Genomic DNA, 19,837 nt, shown 5'->3' on the forward strand with positions numbered 1-19,837 from the left:
CGCCCTCACGCAGCTACCGCAGGTACACCGATACCGGGTCGGCAAATCGGTGCTGGTGCGTACCGACTCGGCCGGTGGCACCCACGAGTTCCTCGACTACCTCACCCGACGCCGCCTGGCCTACTCAGTCGGATTCGGCCTGACCGAGACTACCGCGGCCGCAATCGACCGGATCCTTCCCGAAACCTGGACCCCGGCCTATGACGCCGACGGCGTGCAACGCGACGGCGCATGGGTAGCCGAGCTGACCGGCCTGATCGATCTGACCAACTGGCCGAAAGGGATGCGGGTGATCGTCCGCAAAGAACGGCCCCATCCCGGGGCCCAGCTACGGTTCACCGACCGGGACGGGCTGCGGCTGACCGCGTTTGCCACCAACACCGTGCGTGGTCAACTCGCCACACTTGAGTTGCGGCACCGGCGTCGGGCCCGTTGTGAAGACCGCATCCGCACCGCCAAAGACTGCGGCCTGACGAACCTGCCGCTGCACGGGTTCGATCAGAACCGCATCTGGTGTGCGGTCGTGATGCTGGCCTGCGAGTTGATCGCCTGGACCCAGATGCTCGCCTTCACCGACCATCCCGCCCGCCGGTGGGAACCCAAACGCCTGCGCCACCGCATATTCGCGATCGCCGGCAAGATCAGCCGCCACGCCCGCCGAACCCGCCTGAAACTGGCCGCCAACGCACCCCACACCGAGCTCCTGCTCGACGGAATAGCCAGGCTCACAGCACTTCCCGCGCCAGCCTAAGACCAGGCCGACCTCACCTCCGATCCAGAAGGGACACTCGCATCTCGGGGCCGTGAACCCCGACGCCCACCGACGCCTCGGGCAACACCTCACGGCCCACGCCCGGAATCCGGTCCTCAGACCACCCACCCGGGTCACTCACCGAGGGACTGCCACCTCACGAAAGATCGAGGTTAATGCCATATGAATCTGCCCCCTTTCTGCGACGTTTGGGTGCGCGTCTGCTGGACTTGGTATTCTGCTACGCTCTCGCTTTCATCCTTGCAGTTCCAGTCGCCTTGATATTGTTTCTTCCAATTATTGTGTTTATGGATGAGGTTCCCGATATCATGCCGAGTATCGGTGCGATCATCTGCCTTTTCCTTGCCTACGTTGGCACGGAAGGTTTCCTCTTAGTGCGGCGGGAAGGGCAGACGCTCGGCAAAGGCCTCCTGGGCCTTCGGGTCATCCCCGTAGGAAACTCTCGACTTTCGCTTCTTTCTGCACTCGTCAGGCTCGCCGTAATCTTGTCTCCGTTTGTATTCATGTCGCTGGCTGGTTCCTTCAAGGATAACGCCGTGCTCGATCTTATAGCTTCAATTGGTGCTATTTCCTTGTTCGTGAGTCTAGTACTTACCGTAATTCCGCCTGCCGGAAGTCGGCGCACGTTGCTGACTTTGCCGCCAGTACGAGGGTCGTGCGCGCTGTGAAGAGAAAGATTGACATCAAACACGATCTGAAGCTGGTGCTGCCCGGTAGGGTCGACATGACAAAGCATGTGTGATCGGGTGCGACTGGCTAGATGATTGATTCCGGGCAGGTGCCCGGGGGAATCGTTGCACTGCTGTCGGATCAGTGTGGTGACGTCAGCGGACTGTCTGGGAGACAAGGGCACAATGCCCTCAGCGGGACAACTTTCTGCAGATTCTCCTAACGCGCCTGAGTGCGGATCCCCACAGCGCCATCCATCACCGTCGAATCCAATCATCTAGTCCTCGGTCGGATTCGCTACGGTTGTGTGCCACCGATAATTCCGGCGTCGTCGGCCCCGCCTGAGTGAAAGATGTCCAGTAGATCAACCGTAGTCTGGGCAGCATGACGGATGGCCGATTGCGGTTCGCTCGCTTTGTCAGATTCACCGGAATGATGGGGAATTCTCATGGCCATTCACAGCTGGTCTAGTTGATCGGCGGAGCCGATATTTTCGATCTGCGCTAATGGTCTTGTTCGGGTGTTTGGCGTACTTTATGATAGTTAAGGATGCCTAACCTTGACTGGTCGACAAAGGTATAGCTAGCCTTTTCTCGATCTCGTGTTGCGGGGTCGGAGGGAGTGGCTTTTCATGGTGAGAATCGTCGAGTTCAACAGTGTCGAGTGGTGGCGGCGTCGTGCGTTGACGGTCGGTGTATCGATGCTGGTCGCAGGTGTGGCGATGGCGGGTGTTGCCGGGTGTGCGGGTAAGCAAGACGACACTCCGGCGGGGCTGGATACGGCCGCAGCGCAGTCGTTGAACAAGGCTCAATTCTCGGATGCCGATGTGCAGGCCAAGACCCGGTTAGAGCCGCAGCCCGGGTCGTTCCTGTACGGAAAGAACACGGTGACGACTTTCGCGTCGACGACCCCCGCAAATGGCGACGTGAATCCCTATGCGATTTGGCCGGTTAGCCAGGATATAGGCAGCCTGCGCAGCGGTGATGTGCTCGTCAGCAATTTCAACAATAAATCGAACAATCAGGGCACCGGCACCACCATTGTGAACGTGCACCCGGACAAGTCCGTTTCGGTGTTCGCCAGCATTCCGGCGAACCTTTCCGACTGCCCGGGCGGGGTGGGATTGACCACCGCGATGGTGGTGCTCAAGGAGGGCTGGCTGCTCGTCGGTAGCCTGCCCAGCACCGACGGCAAGATCGATACCGCGGGCAACGGTTGCCTGATCACCGTCGATCCGACCGGTAGGGTCGCGGGCACGTTGACCGGCGACTACCTGACTGGCCCGTGGGACGCGGTGGTCGACGACCGGGGCGACACCGCGACGCTGTTCGTCACCAACACTTTCGCGGGAGTCAAGGCGGCCGGCGGCAATCAGGTCACCAAGGGCGACGTGGTGCGGCTAACCCTGCATCAGACCCCAACCAGCGCTCCGCAGGTCACCGCGCACACGGTGGTCGCGGACGGCCTACCGGAGCGGCAGGACGCCTCGGCGTTCATCAAGGGGCCGACCGGACTGGCTCTCGATTCCGCGGGCACCCTCTACGTCGGTGACAACCTAGGCAACCGGGTGGCGGTCGTCGACCGGGCCTTGACCCGCACCGATTCGGCCGGCGCCGGGACCACCCTCAGCTCCGGTGGGCAGCTGGCGAATCCGCTGGGCATGGCGTTGGCGCCGAACGGCAACATCCTGGTCGCCAACGCCACCAACGGCAAGATCGTGGAGATCACCCCCGCCGGGAAGCAGATCGGTGAGTTCTTCGCCAACGAGGACGTGGGCCAGGACCCGCCCGGCAACGGCGACCTGTTCGGTATCGCCGTTAACCAGACCAAAGACGGGATCCTGCTGGTCAACGACGACACCAACACCCTGTCTCTGCTGCACTGATGGCGGACTCGCGCAGCGCGAAAGACCCCGACGGTAATCACTCCACCGAGTCCGCGCGTATTCACTCCACCGAGCCCGCGGGTGCCGACATCGTCGCCGGCCCCGGTCCCGCGGACCGTGGGATCTCCCGCCGCAGCCTTCTCCGGCGCGGGTTGTTCCTCGGGGGTGCGGCGGCCGTCGGGGCGGGTGTGGCCGCGACCGTCGACCGCACCGTGGCGAAGGCCTCCGATGTGGCCGATGACACCGTCGACTTCCACGGGGTCAACCAGGCGGGCGTGGTCACCGATACCCAACAGCACACCGTGTTGGCGGCGTTCGATGTCACCAATGACCGCCGCGACCACGTCGTCGAAGTCCTGCGCCGGTGGACCGCGCTGGCCGCGCCGCTGACCCGCGGAGAATCGGTCACGGTGCCGATCTACACCCCCGCGGACGCCACCAGCGCGTACGCCGACACGACCCAGATCTCCACCACCTCGGACTCACTGGAGGCCTGGCAGGCCGGGGCGAACCGGCTCACGGTCACCGTCGGCTTCGGTAGGAGCCTGTTCCAGCGCGACGGCAAAGACCGCTTCGGGTTGGCCGGTCGGATGCCGACGCAGCTGGTGGAGCTCCCGCACTTCCCCGGTGACCAGCTGATCCCGGACCAGAGCGACGGTGACCTGTTCCTGCAGGCCTGCGGGGACGACCAACAGTCCGTGTTCCACGCGGTGCGGGCGATCGCGCGGGTCGCACCGGACATCGCCGCCCTGCGGTGGACGCAGTTCGGCTACTCGCCGAGCAACCGCGCCGGGACCCCGCGCAACCTGATGGGCTTCAAGGACGGCACCGTCAACTCCAATGCGCACCCACCGTCGGATCTCGATGCCACCCTGTGGGCCGGATCGGACAGTCCCGGCTGGATGGCGGGCGGCACCTACCTGGTGTATCGCCGCATCCGGATGGCGCTGGAGCACTGGGATCGGCTCAGGGTCGAGGACCAGGAACAGGTGGTCGGCCGCCACAAAGTCAACGGTGCCCCGTTGGGCGGAGCGCACGAGATGGACGCGCTCGATCTGAACGCAAAGGGCGCCGATGGCGGGTCGGCGGTGATCCCGGCCACCGCGCACGTGCGGCTGGCCGCCCCGGAGAGCAACGACGGCGCGGTGATCGTGCGGCGAGCGTTCGCATACAGCAATGGCACCACCCCGTTCACCGAACGCTGGCCGCCGTGGCGGCAGGCCCTCGAGTACGACGCCGGGCTGCTGTTCCTCGGCTACCAGCGCGATCCCCGGACCGCTTTCATCCCGATCAACACCCGGCTCGCGGTCAACGACGCGCTGAACCAGTTCACCACCCACACCGCCAGCGGTGTGTTCGCGATCCCACCCGGGGCGGTGGCCCCGGGGCACTGGATCGGGGAGACCCTTTTCGACTGATCCGCGGTCGACGATCCGCGGTCGTCGACCGCCGACGACCGAACTGCACACGACCGAAGCCGCACACGACCGAACCGCACACGACCGAACCGCACGACTGCGAAGGACACACCATGAACTCAACTCGAATCGGCTCGTGGAGCGGGGCGGCTGTCGTCGCGCTCGCGGTGCTGGCGTCCACCGCGGCGTGCGGGTCGCAGAACTCGTCCGGCGGTGCCGGGGAGCTGACCCTGTACAGCGCCCAACACCAGCAGACCACCTCGGCGCTGGTGGCCGCGTTCACTGCGCAGACCGGAATCAAGGTCAAAGTGGAGAACGACGACGAGGACAAGCTGACGGCCAAGATCCAGCAGGAGGGCGGCAAGTCCCCGGCGGACGTCTTCTACACCGAGAACTCGCCGTGGCTGGCGCAACTCGACGCCAAGGGCCTGCTCGCACCGGTCGACGGCGCGACCCTCGACGCAGTGCCCAAGCAGGACAGCGCTGCATCGGGGAAATGGGTCGGGGTCTCGGCCCGGATCACCGGCATCACCTACAACACCTCGAAGCTGACCGCCGCCCAATTGCCGAAATCGATCATGAACCTCGCCGACCCGCAGTGGAAGGACAAGATCGAGATCGCGCCGGGCGAGACCGACTTCTGGCCGGTGGTCAGCTCGGTGCTGCACACCTACGGCCGGGACCGCACCGTCGCCTGGCTGCAGGGCCTGAAGAACAACGCCGGAAGCAACGACAACGTGCAGTCCAACGAGACCCTGGCCGCCGACATCAGCCAAGGCAACACCGATCTCGGGGTGCTCAACCACTACTACTTCTACCGGCTCCGGACCGAAGTCGGAGACAACAAGCTGACCTCGGCCTTCGCCTTCTTCGCCCCGCACGACGCCGGCTACGTGCAGAACATCTCCGGCGCCGGGGTGCTGGCGTCGAGCACGCACAAGGACGCCGCGCAGAAGTTCCTGGCGTTCCTCACCAGCACGGCTGGGCAGACGGTGCTCGCCACCAGCGACAGCTTCGAGTACCCGCTGCGTGCCGGGGTTGCGGCGAATCCGCAGCTGCCGCCGCTGGCCGGCCTGGCTCCGACCGCGTTCTCGGTGGCCGGCCTGGGCACCGGTGCCGATGCGCAGCCGCTGCTGCAGCAGGTGCAATTGCTCTGAGTACGGTGCAGCCGCTCGAGACCGCGTCCGCCGCGCCGCGTCGTCGGCGCGGGCCCCGGCCGCACGGTCTGCAGGTCGCGGCGGGGGTCGTGGTGTTGGTGCTGCTGTCCCCGCTGGTGGTGGTGGCCCTCGACGCCGGCCACGCCGGGTGGTCGTCAGTGTCCGGGTTGCTGCTGCGACGGCGGTCGCTGGACCTGATCGGCAACACGGTCGAACTCGCGGGCACCGTCGCCGTGGCGGCCGCGGTGCTCGGTGCAGGGGCCGCGGTGCTACTCGAACGCGGCGGTCTGCCCTGGCGCCGACTATGGTCGGTGCTCTTAGTGCTGCCGATGGCCATGCCCGACTTCGTGGTCGGCTTCGCCTGGCACTCGGTGTGGCCGCGGCTCTCTCCGCTGCTCGCGGCGACCGCGATCATGACACTGTCGACCTATCCGCTGGTCTACCTCCCCGTCTCGGCGGTGCTCCGCCGCTCCAACCGGACCGGGGAGGAGATCGCCCGCGGACTCGGCTACAGCCCGGTCGCGGTCCTGGTCAAGGTCACCTTGCCATCGATCCGGGTCGCCATGGCCGGTGGAACCCTGCTCGCGGTGCTCACGGTGATCTCCGAGTACGGCGCCTTCGAGGCGGTGCGTTTCCACACCCTCACCACCGAGATCTTCACCGAGTTCCAGTTCGACTCGAACGCCGCGGCAGCGCTGTCCATTCCGCTGCTGGTGCTGGGCCTGGCCTGCATTGGACTCGACGCCGCGGTGCCGCGGCGTGCGGCGCCGCCCGCGACCGCCGTCGCCGACCGTCCCCGACGGTGGCGGTGGTGGACCGCGGTACCGGTCGCCGGGCTGGCCGCGGTGGTGGCCGCGGGTGTGCTCTTCCCGATCGGGGTGCTGATCTACTGGATGCGGGTCGCCCGGCGCACCACATTGCCGGCGGTGACCGGGCTGTCCGACGCCACCGCCTCCACCTTCGGCTACTGCACGGCGGGGGCGCTCGCGGTGGTCGTGCTGGCGTTGCCGGTGGCGGTGCTGTCGGTGCGGCACCCCTCGCGGTGGTCGCGGTCGGTGTCTGCGGGCGCCTACCTCGCGCACGCCATCCCAGGGGTGATCGTCGCGCTGAGCTTGGTGTACCTGGCGGTCAATTGGATGTATCCGCTGTACGAGACACCGGTCCTCGTGGTCTGCGCGTATGTGGTGCTGTTCTTCCCGCTCGGGCTGGTCTGCGTGCGCGCGACGGTAGCCCAGGTCCCGATGGCACTGATCGAGGTGTCGCACACCCTCGGGCGGGGGCCGATCTACACCTTCCTCCGAGTGACGCTGCCGCTGGTCGCACCCGGGCTGATCGCCGGCTTCTGCCTGGTGTTCGTCACTGCCACCACCGAGCTCACCGCAACCCTGCTCCTGGCCCCACCCGATGTGAAGACCCTGGCCACCCAATTCTGGGCATTCCAATCGGAGAGCGCGTACAGTGCGGCATCCCCGTACGCCCTGGTCATCATCGCGGTCGCGGTGATTCCCGGCGCGGTGCTGGGACTGTGGTTCGACCGCAGCGAAAGGAGCAACCGGTGATCGAGGTGTCCCGCGGCGGAAAGACTTTCGGCTCCACCCCGGTTCTGATCGACGTGGACCTGCACGTCGAGCCCGGCGCGATCGCCGTGGTACTCGGCCGGTCGGGGAGCGGCAAGACGACCCTGCTGCGGGCGATCGCCGGTTTCGAGCGACTCGACACCGGCCGGATCGTCCTCGCCGGCACCGTCGTCGACGACGACGAACGGCACCTCGACGCGCGCCACCGTCGGGTCGGGTACGTGCCCCAGGACGGCGCCCTGTTCCCACACCTACCGGTCGAGGCGAACATCGCGTTCGGGCTGCGCCCCGGACGCCAACGACGGGCCCGGGTGGCACAACTGCTCGAGCTCACCGGCCTCGACGATCTCGGCCGCCGATACCCGCATGAACTGTCTGGCGGCCAACGGCAGCGGGTGGCGCTGGCCCGGGCGCTGGCACCGGAGCCGGCCGTGATCCTGCTTGACGAGCCCTTCTCCTCCCTCGACGCGGAGCTACGGGCCGAGCTGCGAGCGGACGTGGCGCAGCTTCTACGGGATGCCGGAACCACCGCTGTCGTCGTCACCCACGACCGTGACGAGGCCATGGCGATCGCGGACACCGTCACCGTGCTCGCGAACGGCCGCATGGTGGCCGCGGGCACCCCCCGCGAGCTGTACGAGAATCCGCCCGACCCGATCGCGGCGCGGTTCCTCGGTGTGGCCAACCTCCTCCCCGCACACCGGCTCAACGGATCGATGCGTTCGGTACTCGGGCCGTGCGGCGACGGCGCTCGAACCCCCATCCGCGGGGTGCACCTGCTGCGCCCGGAACAGCTCTCAATCTGCACCGACCGACAGCCCGACGCGGTGCCGGGGACCGTCGAATCGGTGGTGTTCGGCGGCGCAACATCGACGGTGACCGTCGGCCTCGACACCGCACCCGAGCAGACTGTCACCGTCGTCGCACCCGAGACCGGCGTCGCACACCTGCTCCCCGGCAGCCGGATCTGGGTTCGGGCCACCGCACCCGGAGTCCTACTGCCGAGCCGATGATTCACCGCGAGCCCGCCCAGTCGGTCACCACTGGTCGAAGGTGACGTTCACCGTCGGGTAGCCGGTCCGCACCGTGGTGTTCATGCGGTACTGGGGACCCGTCACCCCAGAGGCCCCACCGGCCACAACGAATCGTTGTAACCGGAGCCGCGCTGCACACGCTTGACGACGACAGGCGTTACCAAGAAACTTTCTCCCAACCTGTCCGATCGCCGACTTTCCGTTCGTTGCTTTGATGAGGCCACCTCATCGGAGGAGGCACCGACGGCAGGGAGCCACGATGAAACTCATCACGATGACCCAGATGACCCTCGACGGTGTGATGCAGGGCAACGGTCCGGGGACGGCGGAAGAACGCAAGGCGGGCTTCGAGCGCGGCGGGTGGGCGTTCGGCAGGTCCGACGACGACACGCGAGACTTCATCTTCGACGCCTACGAACGCGCCGACGCGTTTCTCTTCGGCCGACGCACCTACGACCTCTTCCACGACTCGTGGGGAACGATCGACGAGATGCGTGCACATCGGGTCGGCGTCGCGTTGAGTAACGCACCGAAGTACGTCGCGTCGCGCACACTCACCGATCCGCGGTGGGAGCGCACCACCGTCCTCGACGACGACCTCGCCGCGTCGATCACCGCTTTGAAAGCCCGGCCCGGCGGTGAACTGCAGGTTCACGGCAGCGGCGAGTTGATCCGCTGGTTGCTGGCACACCAGCTCGTCGACGAGATGACAATGATCGTGATCCCGGTGATCCTCGGGCAGGGCGCGCGGCTGTTCCCGCACGACGGACCCGACGTCGCGCTCGACGTCGTCGAATCGCGTCTCGATTCACGCGGCGTCGCAATCACGACGTACCGGCCCACCGGGCGTCCCGAATACGTCCGGGCCTGACCCCTAACCTCTTGATCCGTAGTCAAGTGGTCCCACCGAAGAAAGGAAAACAAACCATGCAATACCTGATCTCCGTGCTCGACGACCGCGACAACCCCGGCAGCGATGACCGGCAGCCCGCGATCAGCGTCTTCAACGAACGTCTCATCGCCGACGGCCACTTCGTATTCGCCGGCGGGCTCGCCGACACCGACACGGCCACCGTCGTCGACAACCGCGGCGGCGAGACGCTGCTCACCGACGGACCGTACGTCGAGTCGAAGGAGTATCTGATCGGCGTGTGGGTCTGGGAGGCTCCCGACCTCGACGTCGCGCTGAAACTTGCTGCGGAGGCGTCGAACGTCTGCGACCGCAAGATCGAGGTTCGGCCGTTCCTGTGAACGACGTCGCGCACGCGCTCAGCCGTGTTCACACCGAGGAGTGGACCCGCATCGTCGCGGCGCTGACCAGCAGATTCGGTGATCTCGACATCGCCGAAGAGGCGGCATCGGAAGCGTTTGCCGTCGCCGTCGAACGGTGGCCCGACGACGGTGTCCCACCGAAGCCGGGCGCCTGGCTCACCACCACCGCCACCCGCAAGGCCATCGACCGCATCCGGCGCGAAACCACCCGCGACGATCGGCACAAGGAGGCGCAGATGCTGCTCGACGCACCGTCGGAGCCGCTCGGCATCGTCGACGACGACCGGCTCCGACTGATCTTCACCTGCTGCCACCCCGCGCTGGCCATGCCGGCTCGGGTGGCGCTGACACTGCGCATGGTCGGCGGACTGACCGTGCCGGAGATCGCCCGGGCCTTTCTCGTCGAGGACGCCACGATGACCCGGCGGATCACCCGCGCGAAGGCGAAGATCAAAGCAGCGCGCATCCCGTATCGCGTACCGTCCGCGCAGGACCTTCCGCCCCGCATCAACGGCGTCCTCGCGGTGCTCTACCTCGTCTTCAACGAGGGATACCTGGCCAGCGGACCCGGCGTCGACGCTGTTCGACATGACCTGACCGCCGAAGCGATCCGACTCACGCGGATGGTTCACCACCTACTGCCCGACGACGGTGAAGCGACCGGGCTACTGGCATTGATGCTGCTCAGCGATGCCCGCCGGGCGGCGCGAGTGTCTTCCGATGGTGATCTGATCCCGCTGCCCGATCAGGACCGCGACCTGTGGGATCGCGCGGCCATCGCCGAGGGACACCGACTCGTCCGGGAACGACTCCTCGCGGTCGCCACCGGTGCGACGCCCGGCCGGTATCAGATCCATGCGGCGATCAACGCCGTCCATACGTCCGCCGGGAACGCGGCGGACACCGACTGGTCGCAGATCGTCGCCCTCTACGACCAGCTCGTCCGGGTCGATCCGTCACCCATCACCGTGCTCAACCGGGCGATCGCCGTCGCCGAACTCGACGGCCCCGACGTCGGACTCGCTCTGGTGGACCCGCTGGCGGACTCGCTCGCCGACTACCACCTGTTCCATGCCACCCGTGCCGACCTGCTCCGACGTCTGGGTCGACGCGAGGAGTCGCGTACGGCCTACGACCGGGCCGTCGAACTCACCGACAACGCCGCGGAGCGGACGTACCTGCGGCGTCGTCGGGAGACGGTCTAGTGGTGTGTCGCGCCTAATGGTATTGATATCGCGCGCACCCCGCTTCGCCGCATCCTGCTGGTTGAGTGAGGCGAAGCCGAGTCGAAACCACTGTGACGCTGCGGGTTTCGTCATTGCCCGGCCGGTGCGGTGTCGACTCGCTCCGCTCGCTCAACCTGGATCCACCGATGGCAGGCCCTCCGCTGGTTGAGCCGCGAGGAGCGCTAGCGACGAGCGTGTCGAAACCTCTGTACCACAATGCATTTGATGGTAGGGCACGTGTCGGACTGTGATGGAATCGAATATCGAGGCGTGTGCACCCGTAGGGTGCGCGTCACTTGCCGGGTGTCATCGCCGGAATTGGCGCGGACCGTCGAAAGTCGTTGTGTCACCATGGTTTCGACACGGACTCGGCTAGCGCCTCGTCCGGCTCAACCAGCAGAGGGGCGCTTCGGCCGGTGGGTTTCGACTCGCTCCGCTCGCTCAACCTGGTTTCACCGGTCCGGGCACTACATCTGCTGGTTGAGCCGCGAGGAGCGCAAGCGCGCCGTACTGAGCGAGGCGCTAGCCGAGTCGAAGTGACGAGCGTGTCGAAACCACCGTGAGACAACGGAATTCGGTGAGTCGAGGCAGGCCAGGGCAGCAACATCAGCGCAACCGTCGAATGCACCTGCTGGGTGCCTGGCTCGAGATAATCACCATGATCACAGCGTGAGATGAACGGTCGCACGAAATCTGTTGTGTCACCGTGGTTTCGACACGGACTCGGCTAGCGCCTCGCCCGGCTCAACCAGCAGAGGGGCGCTTCGGCCGGTGAATCCAGGCTCAACCGGCAGAGGAAGGCAACGTCCTACAACTCTTCAAGCGCGACCCTCCACTAGGACGTGTCCTACGCGAATGCGCCCTTCCCGGTGATCTCCCGACCGACGAGCAGCGACTGGATCTCCGCGGTGCCCTCGTAGGTGACGAGGGCCTCCATGTCGCACATGTGCCGCATGACATGGAAGTCGAGGGTGATGCCGTTGCCGCCGAGCACGTCACGGGCCATCCGGCAGACATGGCGTGCCTTGACGCTGCAGAAGTATTTCGCGAGCGCGGCCATCGTATCGGTCACTTCGCCCTGGTCGAGGAGCTGTCCCAGTCGGATGCAGTACAGCTGCATCGCGGTCACGTCGCCGAGCATCTCGACCAGCTGCGACTGGATCACCTGCTTGGTGGCGATCGGCTTGCCGAACTGGCTACGACGCTGGGAGTAGGTCAGCGCGATCTCGTAGGCGGCCACTGCGTGGCCGGTCGATGCCCACGCAACCATGTTGCGAGTACCCATCAACACCTTGGCGACGTCGGGGAATCCGTTGCAGTTCACCAGGCGGCGGTCGTCGGGGATCCGCACGTCGTCGAGCACGATGTCGGCGTTCTGCACCATCCGCAGCGACACCTTGCCGCCGATCTTGGTGGCGCTGTAACCGGGGTCGTCCTTCTCGACGACGAACGCCTTGACCTGCTGGTCGGCGGTGTCGCGGGCGAAGACGACGATGACGTCGCACCACACGGCGTTGCCAGGCCACCGCTTACGTCCGTTGATCACCCAGTGGTCGCCGTCGCGGGTCGCGGTGGCTTCCAGCGCGACCGAGTCCGATCCGTGGTCGGGTTCGGTCAGTGCGAATGCCCCGATCTTCTGCAGTTCGGCCATGTCGGGCAGCCACCGCTGCCGCTGTTCCTCCGAACCCAAGATGTAGATCGACTGCATCGCCAGCCCGACGTGCACCCCCATGAAGGTGCCGATGCTTCCGTCGATCCGGTTGAGTTCGTAGGACACGAGTCCCTGCCCCACCGCGCTCATCGGCGTGATGCCGTAACCCTGCATCGTGTCGCCGACGATCCGCAGCTCACGCAGCTTGGGGATCGCCTCGAACGGGAATTCGCCGCGTTCCCAGTAGTCGTTGACGATCGGTAGCAACTCGCTCTCGCCGAAATCGCGGACCTTGACCAGCAGCCCGATCTCGTCGTCGGACAGCATGCCCTTCATGTTCAGGTAGTCGGTGCTGCGGGAGCGGCCGATGCCCTCCGCGAGGTCGGTGGTGAGTTGATCGGTCATCGTTCGTCCTTCCTACGACGCTGACGGTGTGCTCGGGGTCGACGCGGCCATCGCCTCGCTCCGGCTTTCGAAGAGGTGCGGTGAGAGCCCGCGGTCGGCGAGGTGATCGGCGAGTTTCAGGCGCAGGAACGCCGACGTCGTGTACCGGGTCACCGATTCGTAATGCCTGCTGAGTCCCCGTACCGACGCCGCGAACGAATCGACGAGATCCGGCGCGATGATGAAGTTGTCGTAGTTGATCACCATGTTCACCGTGTGACCCACCTCAGTGACTCGACGGTCGATCTCGGCGACGGCCAGCGCGAGCTCGGCCTCGGTGCGCACGACGACGCCTTCGAGGTTGAGGAAGAACAGGTTTCGCGTCTCGTCGTAGGAGAACCGGGCGTCGAGCGGAATCGTCAGCAGGTCGTCGCGCAGTCCGAGCGGTTCGTCGCGGAAGATCCGCGGATCCATCGTCGCGGGGGTGCCGTCGATGATCGGCTCGAAACCGAGCAGATCCAGCACGTCGGTCTGCAGGTCGATGCCGGGCGCGATTTCGGTCAACTGCATGCCCTGCTCGGTCAATACGAACACGCACCGTTCGGTGATGTACATGACCGGCTGACCGCTGCGTCGGGCGTACTCGCCGGAGAAGGTCCGTTGATCCACTGCCGCAACGAATTTCGGCGCTGCCGGACCGTCGGATGTGCGGATCTGACCGTCGACGACGGCGCTGCGCGACGGCGCCAGGAACGTGCCGAGGAAGTACACCGCCTTCGAATTCTGGCTGATGTTGATGAACCCGCCCGCGCCCGCCAGGCGCGGGCCGAAGCGGCTCACGTTGACGTTGCCCGCGCCGTCGGCCTGGGCCATCCCGAGGAATGCGGCGTCCAGGCCGCCGCCGTCGTAGAAGTCGAACTGCGACGGCTGGGCCAGGATGGCGTCGGCGTTGATCGCCGAACCGAAGTCGAGTCCGCCGGTCGGCATGCCGCCGATCACTCCCGGCTCGGCGGTCAGCGTGAGGTATTCCAGAATGCCCTCCTCGGCCGCGACGGCGGCTACCCCCTCGGGGACGCCGATGCCGAGATTGACCACCGAATTGGGGTGCAACTCCAGCGCGGCTCGGCGTGCGATGACCTTGCGGGGGTTGAGTTCCATCGGCTCCACCCAGTTCATCGGCTGCCTGATCTCGCCGCTCATCGCCGGGTTGTACTGCGACGCCCACGTCTGCGTATGCCGCGCGCCCGACGACACCAGCACGACGCAGTCGACGAGCACGCCGGGGATCTTGACGTCCCTGGGGTGCAGCGATCCGCGCTCGGCGATCCGCTCGACCTGCACGATCACCAGACCACCGCGATTGTGCACGGCGATGGCAACCTCCAGCGCCTCGAGCGTCAACGCCTCCTTTTCCATGGTGACGTTGCCTGCCGGATCTGCGGTCGTCCCGCGCAGAAATGCGACGTCGAGCCGCTCGAATGCCTTGTAGAACAGGTATTCGCGGTCGTCGATCTCCATCAGAGTCACGCGGTCGTCGGTGGTGCGGTCGTTCACCTTGCCGCCACCGTGGCGCGGGTCGGCGAACGTACCGAGCCCGACGTGCGTGAGCAGCCCCGGCTTTCCGGCGCCGGTGTCCCGGATGAGCTGCGCGATCACGCCCTGCGGCAGGTTGTACGCCTCGATCGCCCCGGAGATCGCGAGCTTCTGCAGCGCGGGCGCCATCCCGTAGTGCCCACCCATCGACCGGGCCAGCATCCCGTCGTGGCACAGATGTACCAGTCCTCGGTCGCCGCCGTCGCCCTGCGCGACGGTGAAGACCAGCGACAGACCACCGGGCGCGCCGGAATGCAGAAAGCGTTCCTCCAACGCCAGTACCAGTTCCTCGGCGAAGCCCTGACCGGCGAATCCTTCGACGACGAGGAAGTCGCCGTCGCGGATCAGCCGGACCGCTTCGGCGGCGGTGACCACCTTGTCGCGGATCGGGGTGGTGGCGGTCGGCATCAGGACCGGGTCGATGGCCATGGCGCGGAGCCTTTCGTGGAATCGCAGGGTCGTGTCATCGGGTCATCACGTAGGTTCCGGGCGCGGTATCGATGGGCGGGTAGTCCACCGAACCAAGCGACGTCGGTGCGGGCTTTTCGTCGCCGGAGCGGTCCCCCAGCCACGACGCATAGTCGGGCCACCACGAGCCTTTGGTGACCGGCGTCGTCGTGCGCCACTGATCGGCCGGCAGCGAATTGTCGTCGGAGACCTGGTAGCGCGACTTCGGGTTTCCCGGCGGATTGACCAGCGCCGCGATGTGCCCGTTGGTCGACAACACGAATCGCACTGCGCCGCCCAGCAATTGGCTGCTGCGATAGCAGTTCTCCCACGGGCAGATGTGGTCGGCCGAGCCGGCCACCACGTATGAGTCGACGGTGATGTCACCGAGAGCAACCGGTGTCCCGAGCACTGTGATGGCCCCGGGCTGCGACATCTTGTTCCCCAGCGCCGACTCGACGAAGTCGCGGTGCAGCGCCGCCGACATCCGGGTGGTGTCGGCGTTCCAGAACAGAATGTCGAACTTTGGCGGCGACTGTCCGCGCAGATAATTGTTCACCCAGTAGTTCCAGATCAGGTCGTTGGGCCGCAGCCAGGCGAAGACCTCCGCAAGGTCCCTGCCGTCGAGGTAGCCCTGCTTCTTCGACTTCGCGATGGCCGCACGCGCGGTGGTGTCGTCCATGACCGCGGTCGCGACGCCCGCGTGCACCTGATCGATCATGGTGACCAGAAGGCTCAGGCTCGCGAGCCGCGAGAGCTGCCCGGTTCCGGCTCGCTGCGCCGCGGTCAGGCAGGCGAGCAATCCGCCCGAACACGCCGCGACGACGTGCACCTGTCCGGATTCGGCGATCCGCTCGGTCACGTTGAACGCGTCCAGGATCGCCTCGGCGTAGGCATCGAATCCCCAACTCGCTTGCTGCGCACCGGGATTGCGCCACGAAATGACGAATGCCTGCTGTCCCTGCTGCACCAGATACTCGACGACGCTGCGGCCGGGCGCGAGGTCGAGCACGTAGAACTTGTTGATCGTCGGCGGAATGATCAGCAGTGGGACCGACCGCACGTTCTCGGTCTGCGGCTTGTACTGGATGAGTTCGAGTACCTCGGAGCGATAGACCACCGAACCCGGCGTGACCGCCAGATCCTTGCCGACCCGGTAAGCGTCCGGATCGACCATCGACGGCACCCGCGGCTTCGACGACATGTCCTTCAACAGATTGCGCGGCCCGCTGATCAGGTTTCCGCCCGCGGTGTCGATCAGCGCTTTCCACGCCACCGGATTGGTCAGCGGATTGTTCGTCGGCGACACCGCGTCGATCAGATTCGACACCGCGAAATCCATGCGCTCGGAGTCGCGCCAGGACAGATCGGCGTCGTGCACGGTCGCTTCGGCGGCGGTGCCCGCCGCGAGGTAGGCCTGCATCAGGCGGCGTAGCAGCGGGTTCGACGACCATGCCGGATCGGTGAAGCGGCGGTCGCCGCGCGGCGGTTCGACGGTCGACGACCCGCTCACCACCCGGCGCAACTCGCCGACCAGGTCACGGGCGTGACCGAGCGCCGACGTCGGGTTCGCGGCGAGCCATCGGGCGAATGCCGCTCCGGAGCTCGTCGGGAACAGTCGGCGCAGGGGACCGTTGGCGGCCTGCGCCAGCAGTTCGTCGAGCGGCGTCGCAAAGTGTTCGGGTTCGTCGGCCATATCGCACCTCGCAGTGTGAGCTAGAGCACATCAGGGCGTGTTCCACTCTGGTCTAGCCGACGTCGAGCAGCAATGTGCTGGGCCACAGACATCGCGTCGGAGCGCTGTCGGCGCCGACATCGTCGCGCGATCGACGTCGGCGCCACCCCGCGGTGACATAGCGTCGCTGCGTGGGCTTCACTCCTTCCTCATCGGTCGCGACCGTCGCACAGACACTGCTGTCCCAGGTCGACGACGTGGCCGACGAAATGCTGCGGCGGATCGTCGACAAGATCGACGTCTACGCCGATCAAACGTTCGTCGACGAGGCCGACCATCGGCGCTCACTCGTCGAGAACATCGTCCACATCCTGACGCGGGTGTCCGGCGAATCGTCGGATCGTTTGCAGGTCGCCGAGGATCTGGGGCGGCGCCGCGCCGAGCAGGGGGCGCCGCTGCCAGAGATACTGCGGGCCTACCGGATCGGTTTCACACTGCTGTGGGAACGACTGTTGGAGGCGGCTCGCGCGGCCGGTCCGCAGGCTGTGGACGCGCTGCTCGACTCGGCGACCGACATCTGGATCCTCGCCGACGATTACTCCAGCACGGTCACCGAGTCGTATCGGGCGGCGATGAGCGAGAAGCTTCTCGCCGCCGACCGACGACGGTCCGGGATCTTGTCAGCGTTGCTCGACGGCGTGCCCGACGACGCCAGCGCCTGGGAGATCGCGAAACTCCTCGAGCTGCCGTATGAGGGCGAGTTCCTTGTTCTGGTCGCCGAGACGACCGAACTCGACGTCGACCCGCTGCCCGGACTTCCCGGTCGCCTCGGCGCGCTGTCGATCGGCTCGGCCTGGCGGTCGCGGCCGGACAGCGAGATCGGCGTGGTGTCGCTGCCGCGCAACGTCGACGCCGGGCGGGTGATGTCGCTGGTCGAGGGGGTGGCGAGCGCCCGAGTCGGGTTCAGTCCGAAGTTCTTCCGCCTCGACGGCACCGCACGCGCCCTGCGGTTGGCGCAGGTCGCGCTGGACTCGCTGCCCGCCGGACGTCGGGGAGCGCGGCAACTCGCCGACGAACCGCAGACCGACCTGCTGGTCCGCGATCTCGACACGACCCGCAGATTCGTGCGTCGAGTGCTGGGTGACCTGCTGCGCCTGCCCGACGACGAACGGACCACCCTGCTCAACACCGCCGAAGTGTGGGTGTCGGTGCAGGGCTCGGCGGCCGCGGCGAGCCGCCGGCTGTACTGCCACGAGAACACCGTGCGTCACCGTTTGCACCGCCTCGAGGACTACATGGAAGCCTCGCTCGACGATCCGCGCGCCGTCGGCGATCTCACTACCGCACTACAGGCGATCCGAACCTTCCCTCAGCTGGGTGAGCGGGTCGACGGCTGAGCGGCGGCTCCGCAGCGGTTCTCCTCGTCACCGGTTGGTTTGCCCGATTCGCACCGCGGGTACGTTCGACACCATGCCACGTTCCCTCCCTACCCCGCTGCGGACCCTCAACGACGGCCTCACTGACCTCGACCGCCGACTGTTCGACGCGGTCGCCGAGTCGCCGAGCCCGCTGCTCGACCTCACCATGCGCCCGCTGTCGTCGGCCGCCGACCACTCCAAGTTGTGGGTGTTGATCGCCGCGGGATTGGAGTCGTCGGGAAGTCTGTCGATGCGGCGTGGAGCGATTCGCGGACTGGCGACTCTCGCGGTCACCAGTCTGGTGGTCAACCAGGGGTTCAAGAGAGTCTATCCGCGTAACCGGCCGCTGTCCGACGGCGTGCCGCTGTCTCGACTGCGACGCCAGCCGACGTCCAATTCGTTCCCCTCCGGCCATTCCGCCAGCGCGGCGGCGTTCGCCATCGGCGTCGGTTTGGAGAACCGCAACGCGGGCTACTTGCTCGCGGGGCTGGCGGGGGCGGTCGGGCTCTCCCGCGTCGCGACCGGGGCGCATTTCCCGGGTGACGTACTCGCGGGATTCGCGGTCGGCGCCGGAGTCGCGATCGCGGGTGCGCGGATGATTCCGCCGGTCGACGACAGCCGGATCCTCATCCCCGGGCCGACCACCGAACAACTGGATCCCAACCCCGACGGTGCCGGACTCGTCGTCGTGCTCAACCCGGCGTCGGGCGACGGAACCGGAGCCCGCGTCGCCGACGAGCTGCGGGCGAGTCTTCCCGCAGCTGAGATCGTCGAGCTCGACGCCGACGACGATATCGATTCGATCGCCGCCGACGCTGCCGCCCGGGCGGATTTTCTCGGCGTCGCCGGTGGTGACGGTACGGTCGCCACCGTCGCACGGTACGCGATCGGGGCCGACAAGCCGCTGGCTGTCTTCCCCGGCGGGACGTTCAACCACTTCGCGCGGGATATCGGCGCGGCGACCGTCGCCGCCACGGTGAAATCGATCCAGGACGGTCGGGTTGCCCGCGTCGACGCGGTGTGGCTCAACGACGACAAGCTGCTCCTCAACACGGCGAGTATCGGCGCGTACCCGGAGTTCGTGCGCGCCCGGACGCGTTACCAGCGTCGGCGTATCGAACGCCCCACCGCGACCATGCACGCGATACTCAAAGTGTTGCGAAACTCGGCGCCGGTGAACGTACGCATCGAAGGCCGCCCGACCACGGTCTCCTTCTTCTTCCTGGGCAACTCGGTCTACGGGGCGCCGAGCTTTCTTCCCGGCCGACGTTCACGGCTCGACGACGGTGTACTCGACGTCCGCTACCTCGAGGACGGGCATCGCAACGCGACGACGCGGCTGCTGTCGTCGTGGATCAGCGGGCGGATCCGCAACTCCAAGGTGTACCGGGAATTGCAGGCTCCCGTCGTGACCATCGAATCCGACGAGCCGTTCCGCGTCGCACACGACGGTGAGGCCGGAGAGTTGTACACGCGCGCTCGGTTCCGCGTCGCCTATCGGGAACTGAGGGTGTTCGGGAAGTCGATGCTTTGATCTCGCAGCCAGCGACGTTGACTTGAAAGAGTCGCGGTCTGCTGGGTGAGGGAGTCGACAGGGTCGTCATCTGCTGGTTGAGCCGCGAGGAGCACGGCGCTCGCCCGGCTAATGGATCCACCGGC

At 66.5% G+C, this 19,837-nt stretch carries 16 protein-coding genes; 12 read left to right on the forward strand and 4 right to left on the reverse strand.

All coding sequences use genetic code 11. The annotated features are described in order from the left end of the window. The 10 genes from HH308_RS28730 to HH308_RS28775 all read left to right on the forward strand — a co-directional run. A partial coding sequence (locus HH308_RS28730; protein ID WP_170197715.1) for an IS1380 family transposase occupies window positions 1-751 on the forward strand: 751 nt, incomplete at its 5' end. 176 nt (window positions 752-927) lie between these two features. Further along, window positions 928-1,440: an RDD family protein gene (locus HH308_RS28735; RefSeq protein ID WP_170197716.1), complete on the forward strand. Its 513-nt coding sequence runs from the start codon at window positions 928-930 to the stop codon at window positions 1,438-1,440. Window positions 1,441-2,072: 632 nt separating this feature from the next. Further along, window positions 2,073-3,326, forward strand: a complete 1,254-nt coding sequence (locus HH308_RS28740; protein WP_170197717.1) for an NHL repeat-containing protein — start codon at window positions 2,073-2,075, stop codon at window positions 3,324-3,326. Then, window positions 3,326-4,744 carry a Dyp-type peroxidase gene (locus HH308_RS28745; protein ID WP_170197718.1) on the forward strand — a complete coding sequence of 473 codons (1,419 nt, stop codon included), beginning with the start codon at window positions 3,326-3,328 and terminating at the stop codon, window positions 4,742-4,744. Before HH308_RS28740 ends, HH308_RS28745 begins: the two co-directional genes overlap by 1 nt. Window positions 4,745-4,857: 113 nt before the next feature. Further along, window positions 4,858-5,901 (forward strand): extracellular solute-binding protein, encoded by a 1,044-nt coding sequence (locus HH308_RS28750; protein ID WP_170197719.1) that lies wholly within the window; start codon window positions 4,858-4,860, stop codon window positions 5,899-5,901. A gap of 5 nt (window positions 5,902-5,906) precedes the next feature. Further along, window positions 5,907-7,460: an ABC transporter permease gene (locus HH308_RS28755; protein WP_170197720.1), complete on the forward strand. Its 1,554-nt coding sequence runs from the start codon at window positions 5,907-5,909 to the stop codon at window positions 7,458-7,460. Beyond that, complete coding sequence (locus HH308_RS28760; RefSeq protein ID WP_170197721.1) at window positions 7,457-8,491, forward strand: ABC transporter ATP-binding protein; 1,035 nt, start codon at window positions 7,457-7,459, stop codon at window positions 8,489-8,491. Before HH308_RS28755 ends, HH308_RS28760 begins: the two co-directional genes overlap by 4 nt. Window positions 8,492-8,771: 280 nt before the next feature. Further along, the gene (locus HH308_RS28765; RefSeq protein WP_170197722.1) at window positions 8,772-9,383 is read left to right on the forward strand and encodes a dihydrofolate reductase family protein; all 612 of its coding nucleotides are present in this window, start codon (window positions 8,772-8,774) and stop codon (window positions 9,381-9,383) included. Between the two features lie 56 nt (window positions 9,384-9,439). Beyond that, window positions 9,440-9,763 carry a YciI family protein gene (locus HH308_RS28770; RefSeq protein WP_170197723.1) on the forward strand — a complete coding sequence of 108 codons (324 nt, stop codon included), beginning with the start codon at window positions 9,440-9,442 and terminating at the stop codon, window positions 9,761-9,763. Then, on the forward strand, window positions 9,760-10,989 hold the full coding sequence (locus HH308_RS28775) for an RNA polymerase sigma factor (RefSeq protein WP_170197724.1): 1,230 nt from the start codon (window positions 9,760-9,762) through the stop codon (window positions 10,987-10,989). The genes HH308_RS28770 and HH308_RS28775 overlap by 4 nt, the downstream gene beginning before the upstream one ends. 868 nt (window positions 10,990-11,857) lie before the next feature. On the opposite strand, the gene HH308_RS28780 is transcribed toward HH308_RS28775, so the two are convergent. Genes HH308_RS28780 through HH308_RS30325 form a run of 4 tightly spaced genes read right to left on the reverse strand, consistent with a single transcriptional unit; the run spans window position 11,858 to window position 16,962 of the window. Further along, window positions 11,858-13,066 (reverse strand): acyl-CoA dehydrogenase family protein, encoded by a 1,209-nt coding sequence (locus HH308_RS28780; protein WP_170197725.1) that lies wholly within the window; start codon window positions 13,064-13,066, stop codon window positions 11,858-11,860. 12 nt (window positions 13,067-13,078) lie between these two features. Next, complete coding sequence (locus HH308_RS28785; RefSeq protein ID WP_170197726.1) at window positions 13,079-15,067, reverse strand: acyl CoA:acetate/3-ketoacid CoA transferase; 1,989 nt, start codon at window positions 15,065-15,067, stop codon at window positions 13,079-13,081. A gap of 34 nt (window positions 15,068-15,101) precedes the next feature. Then, entirely contained in the window at window positions 15,102-16,781 is a 1,680-nt protein-coding gene (locus HH308_RS28790; RefSeq protein WP_170197727.1) for a PHA/PHB synthase family protein, read from the reverse strand. 52 nt (window positions 16,782-16,833) lie between these two features. Next, complete coding sequence (locus HH308_RS30325; protein WP_281363034.1) at window positions 16,834-16,962, reverse strand: hypothetical protein; 129 nt, start codon at window positions 16,960-16,962, stop codon at window positions 16,834-16,836. Here HH308_RS30325 and HH308_RS30600 point away from each other — a divergent pair. Beyond that, entirely contained in the window at window positions 16,952-18,157 is a 1,206-nt protein-coding gene (locus HH308_RS30600) for a PucR family transcriptional regulator (protein WP_170197728.1), read from the forward strand. The genes HH308_RS30325 and HH308_RS30600 overlap by 11 nt on opposite strands. A gap of 73 nt (window positions 18,158-18,230) precedes the next feature. Beyond that, window positions 18,231-19,712 carry a bifunctional phosphatase PAP2/diacylglycerol kinase family protein gene (locus tag HH308_RS28800; RefSeq protein ID WP_170197729.1) on the forward strand — a complete coding sequence of 494 codons (1,482 nt, stop codon included), beginning with the start codon at window positions 18,231-18,233 and terminating at the stop codon, window positions 19,710-19,712. Window positions 19,713-19,837: the final 125 nt, after the last annotated feature.

It is taken from the genome of Gordonia asplenii (assembly GCF_012933505.1).
In the GTDB taxonomy this organism is placed as follows: Bacteria; Actinomycetota; Actinomycetes; order Mycobacteriales; family Mycobacteriaceae; genus Gordonia; species Gordonia asplenii.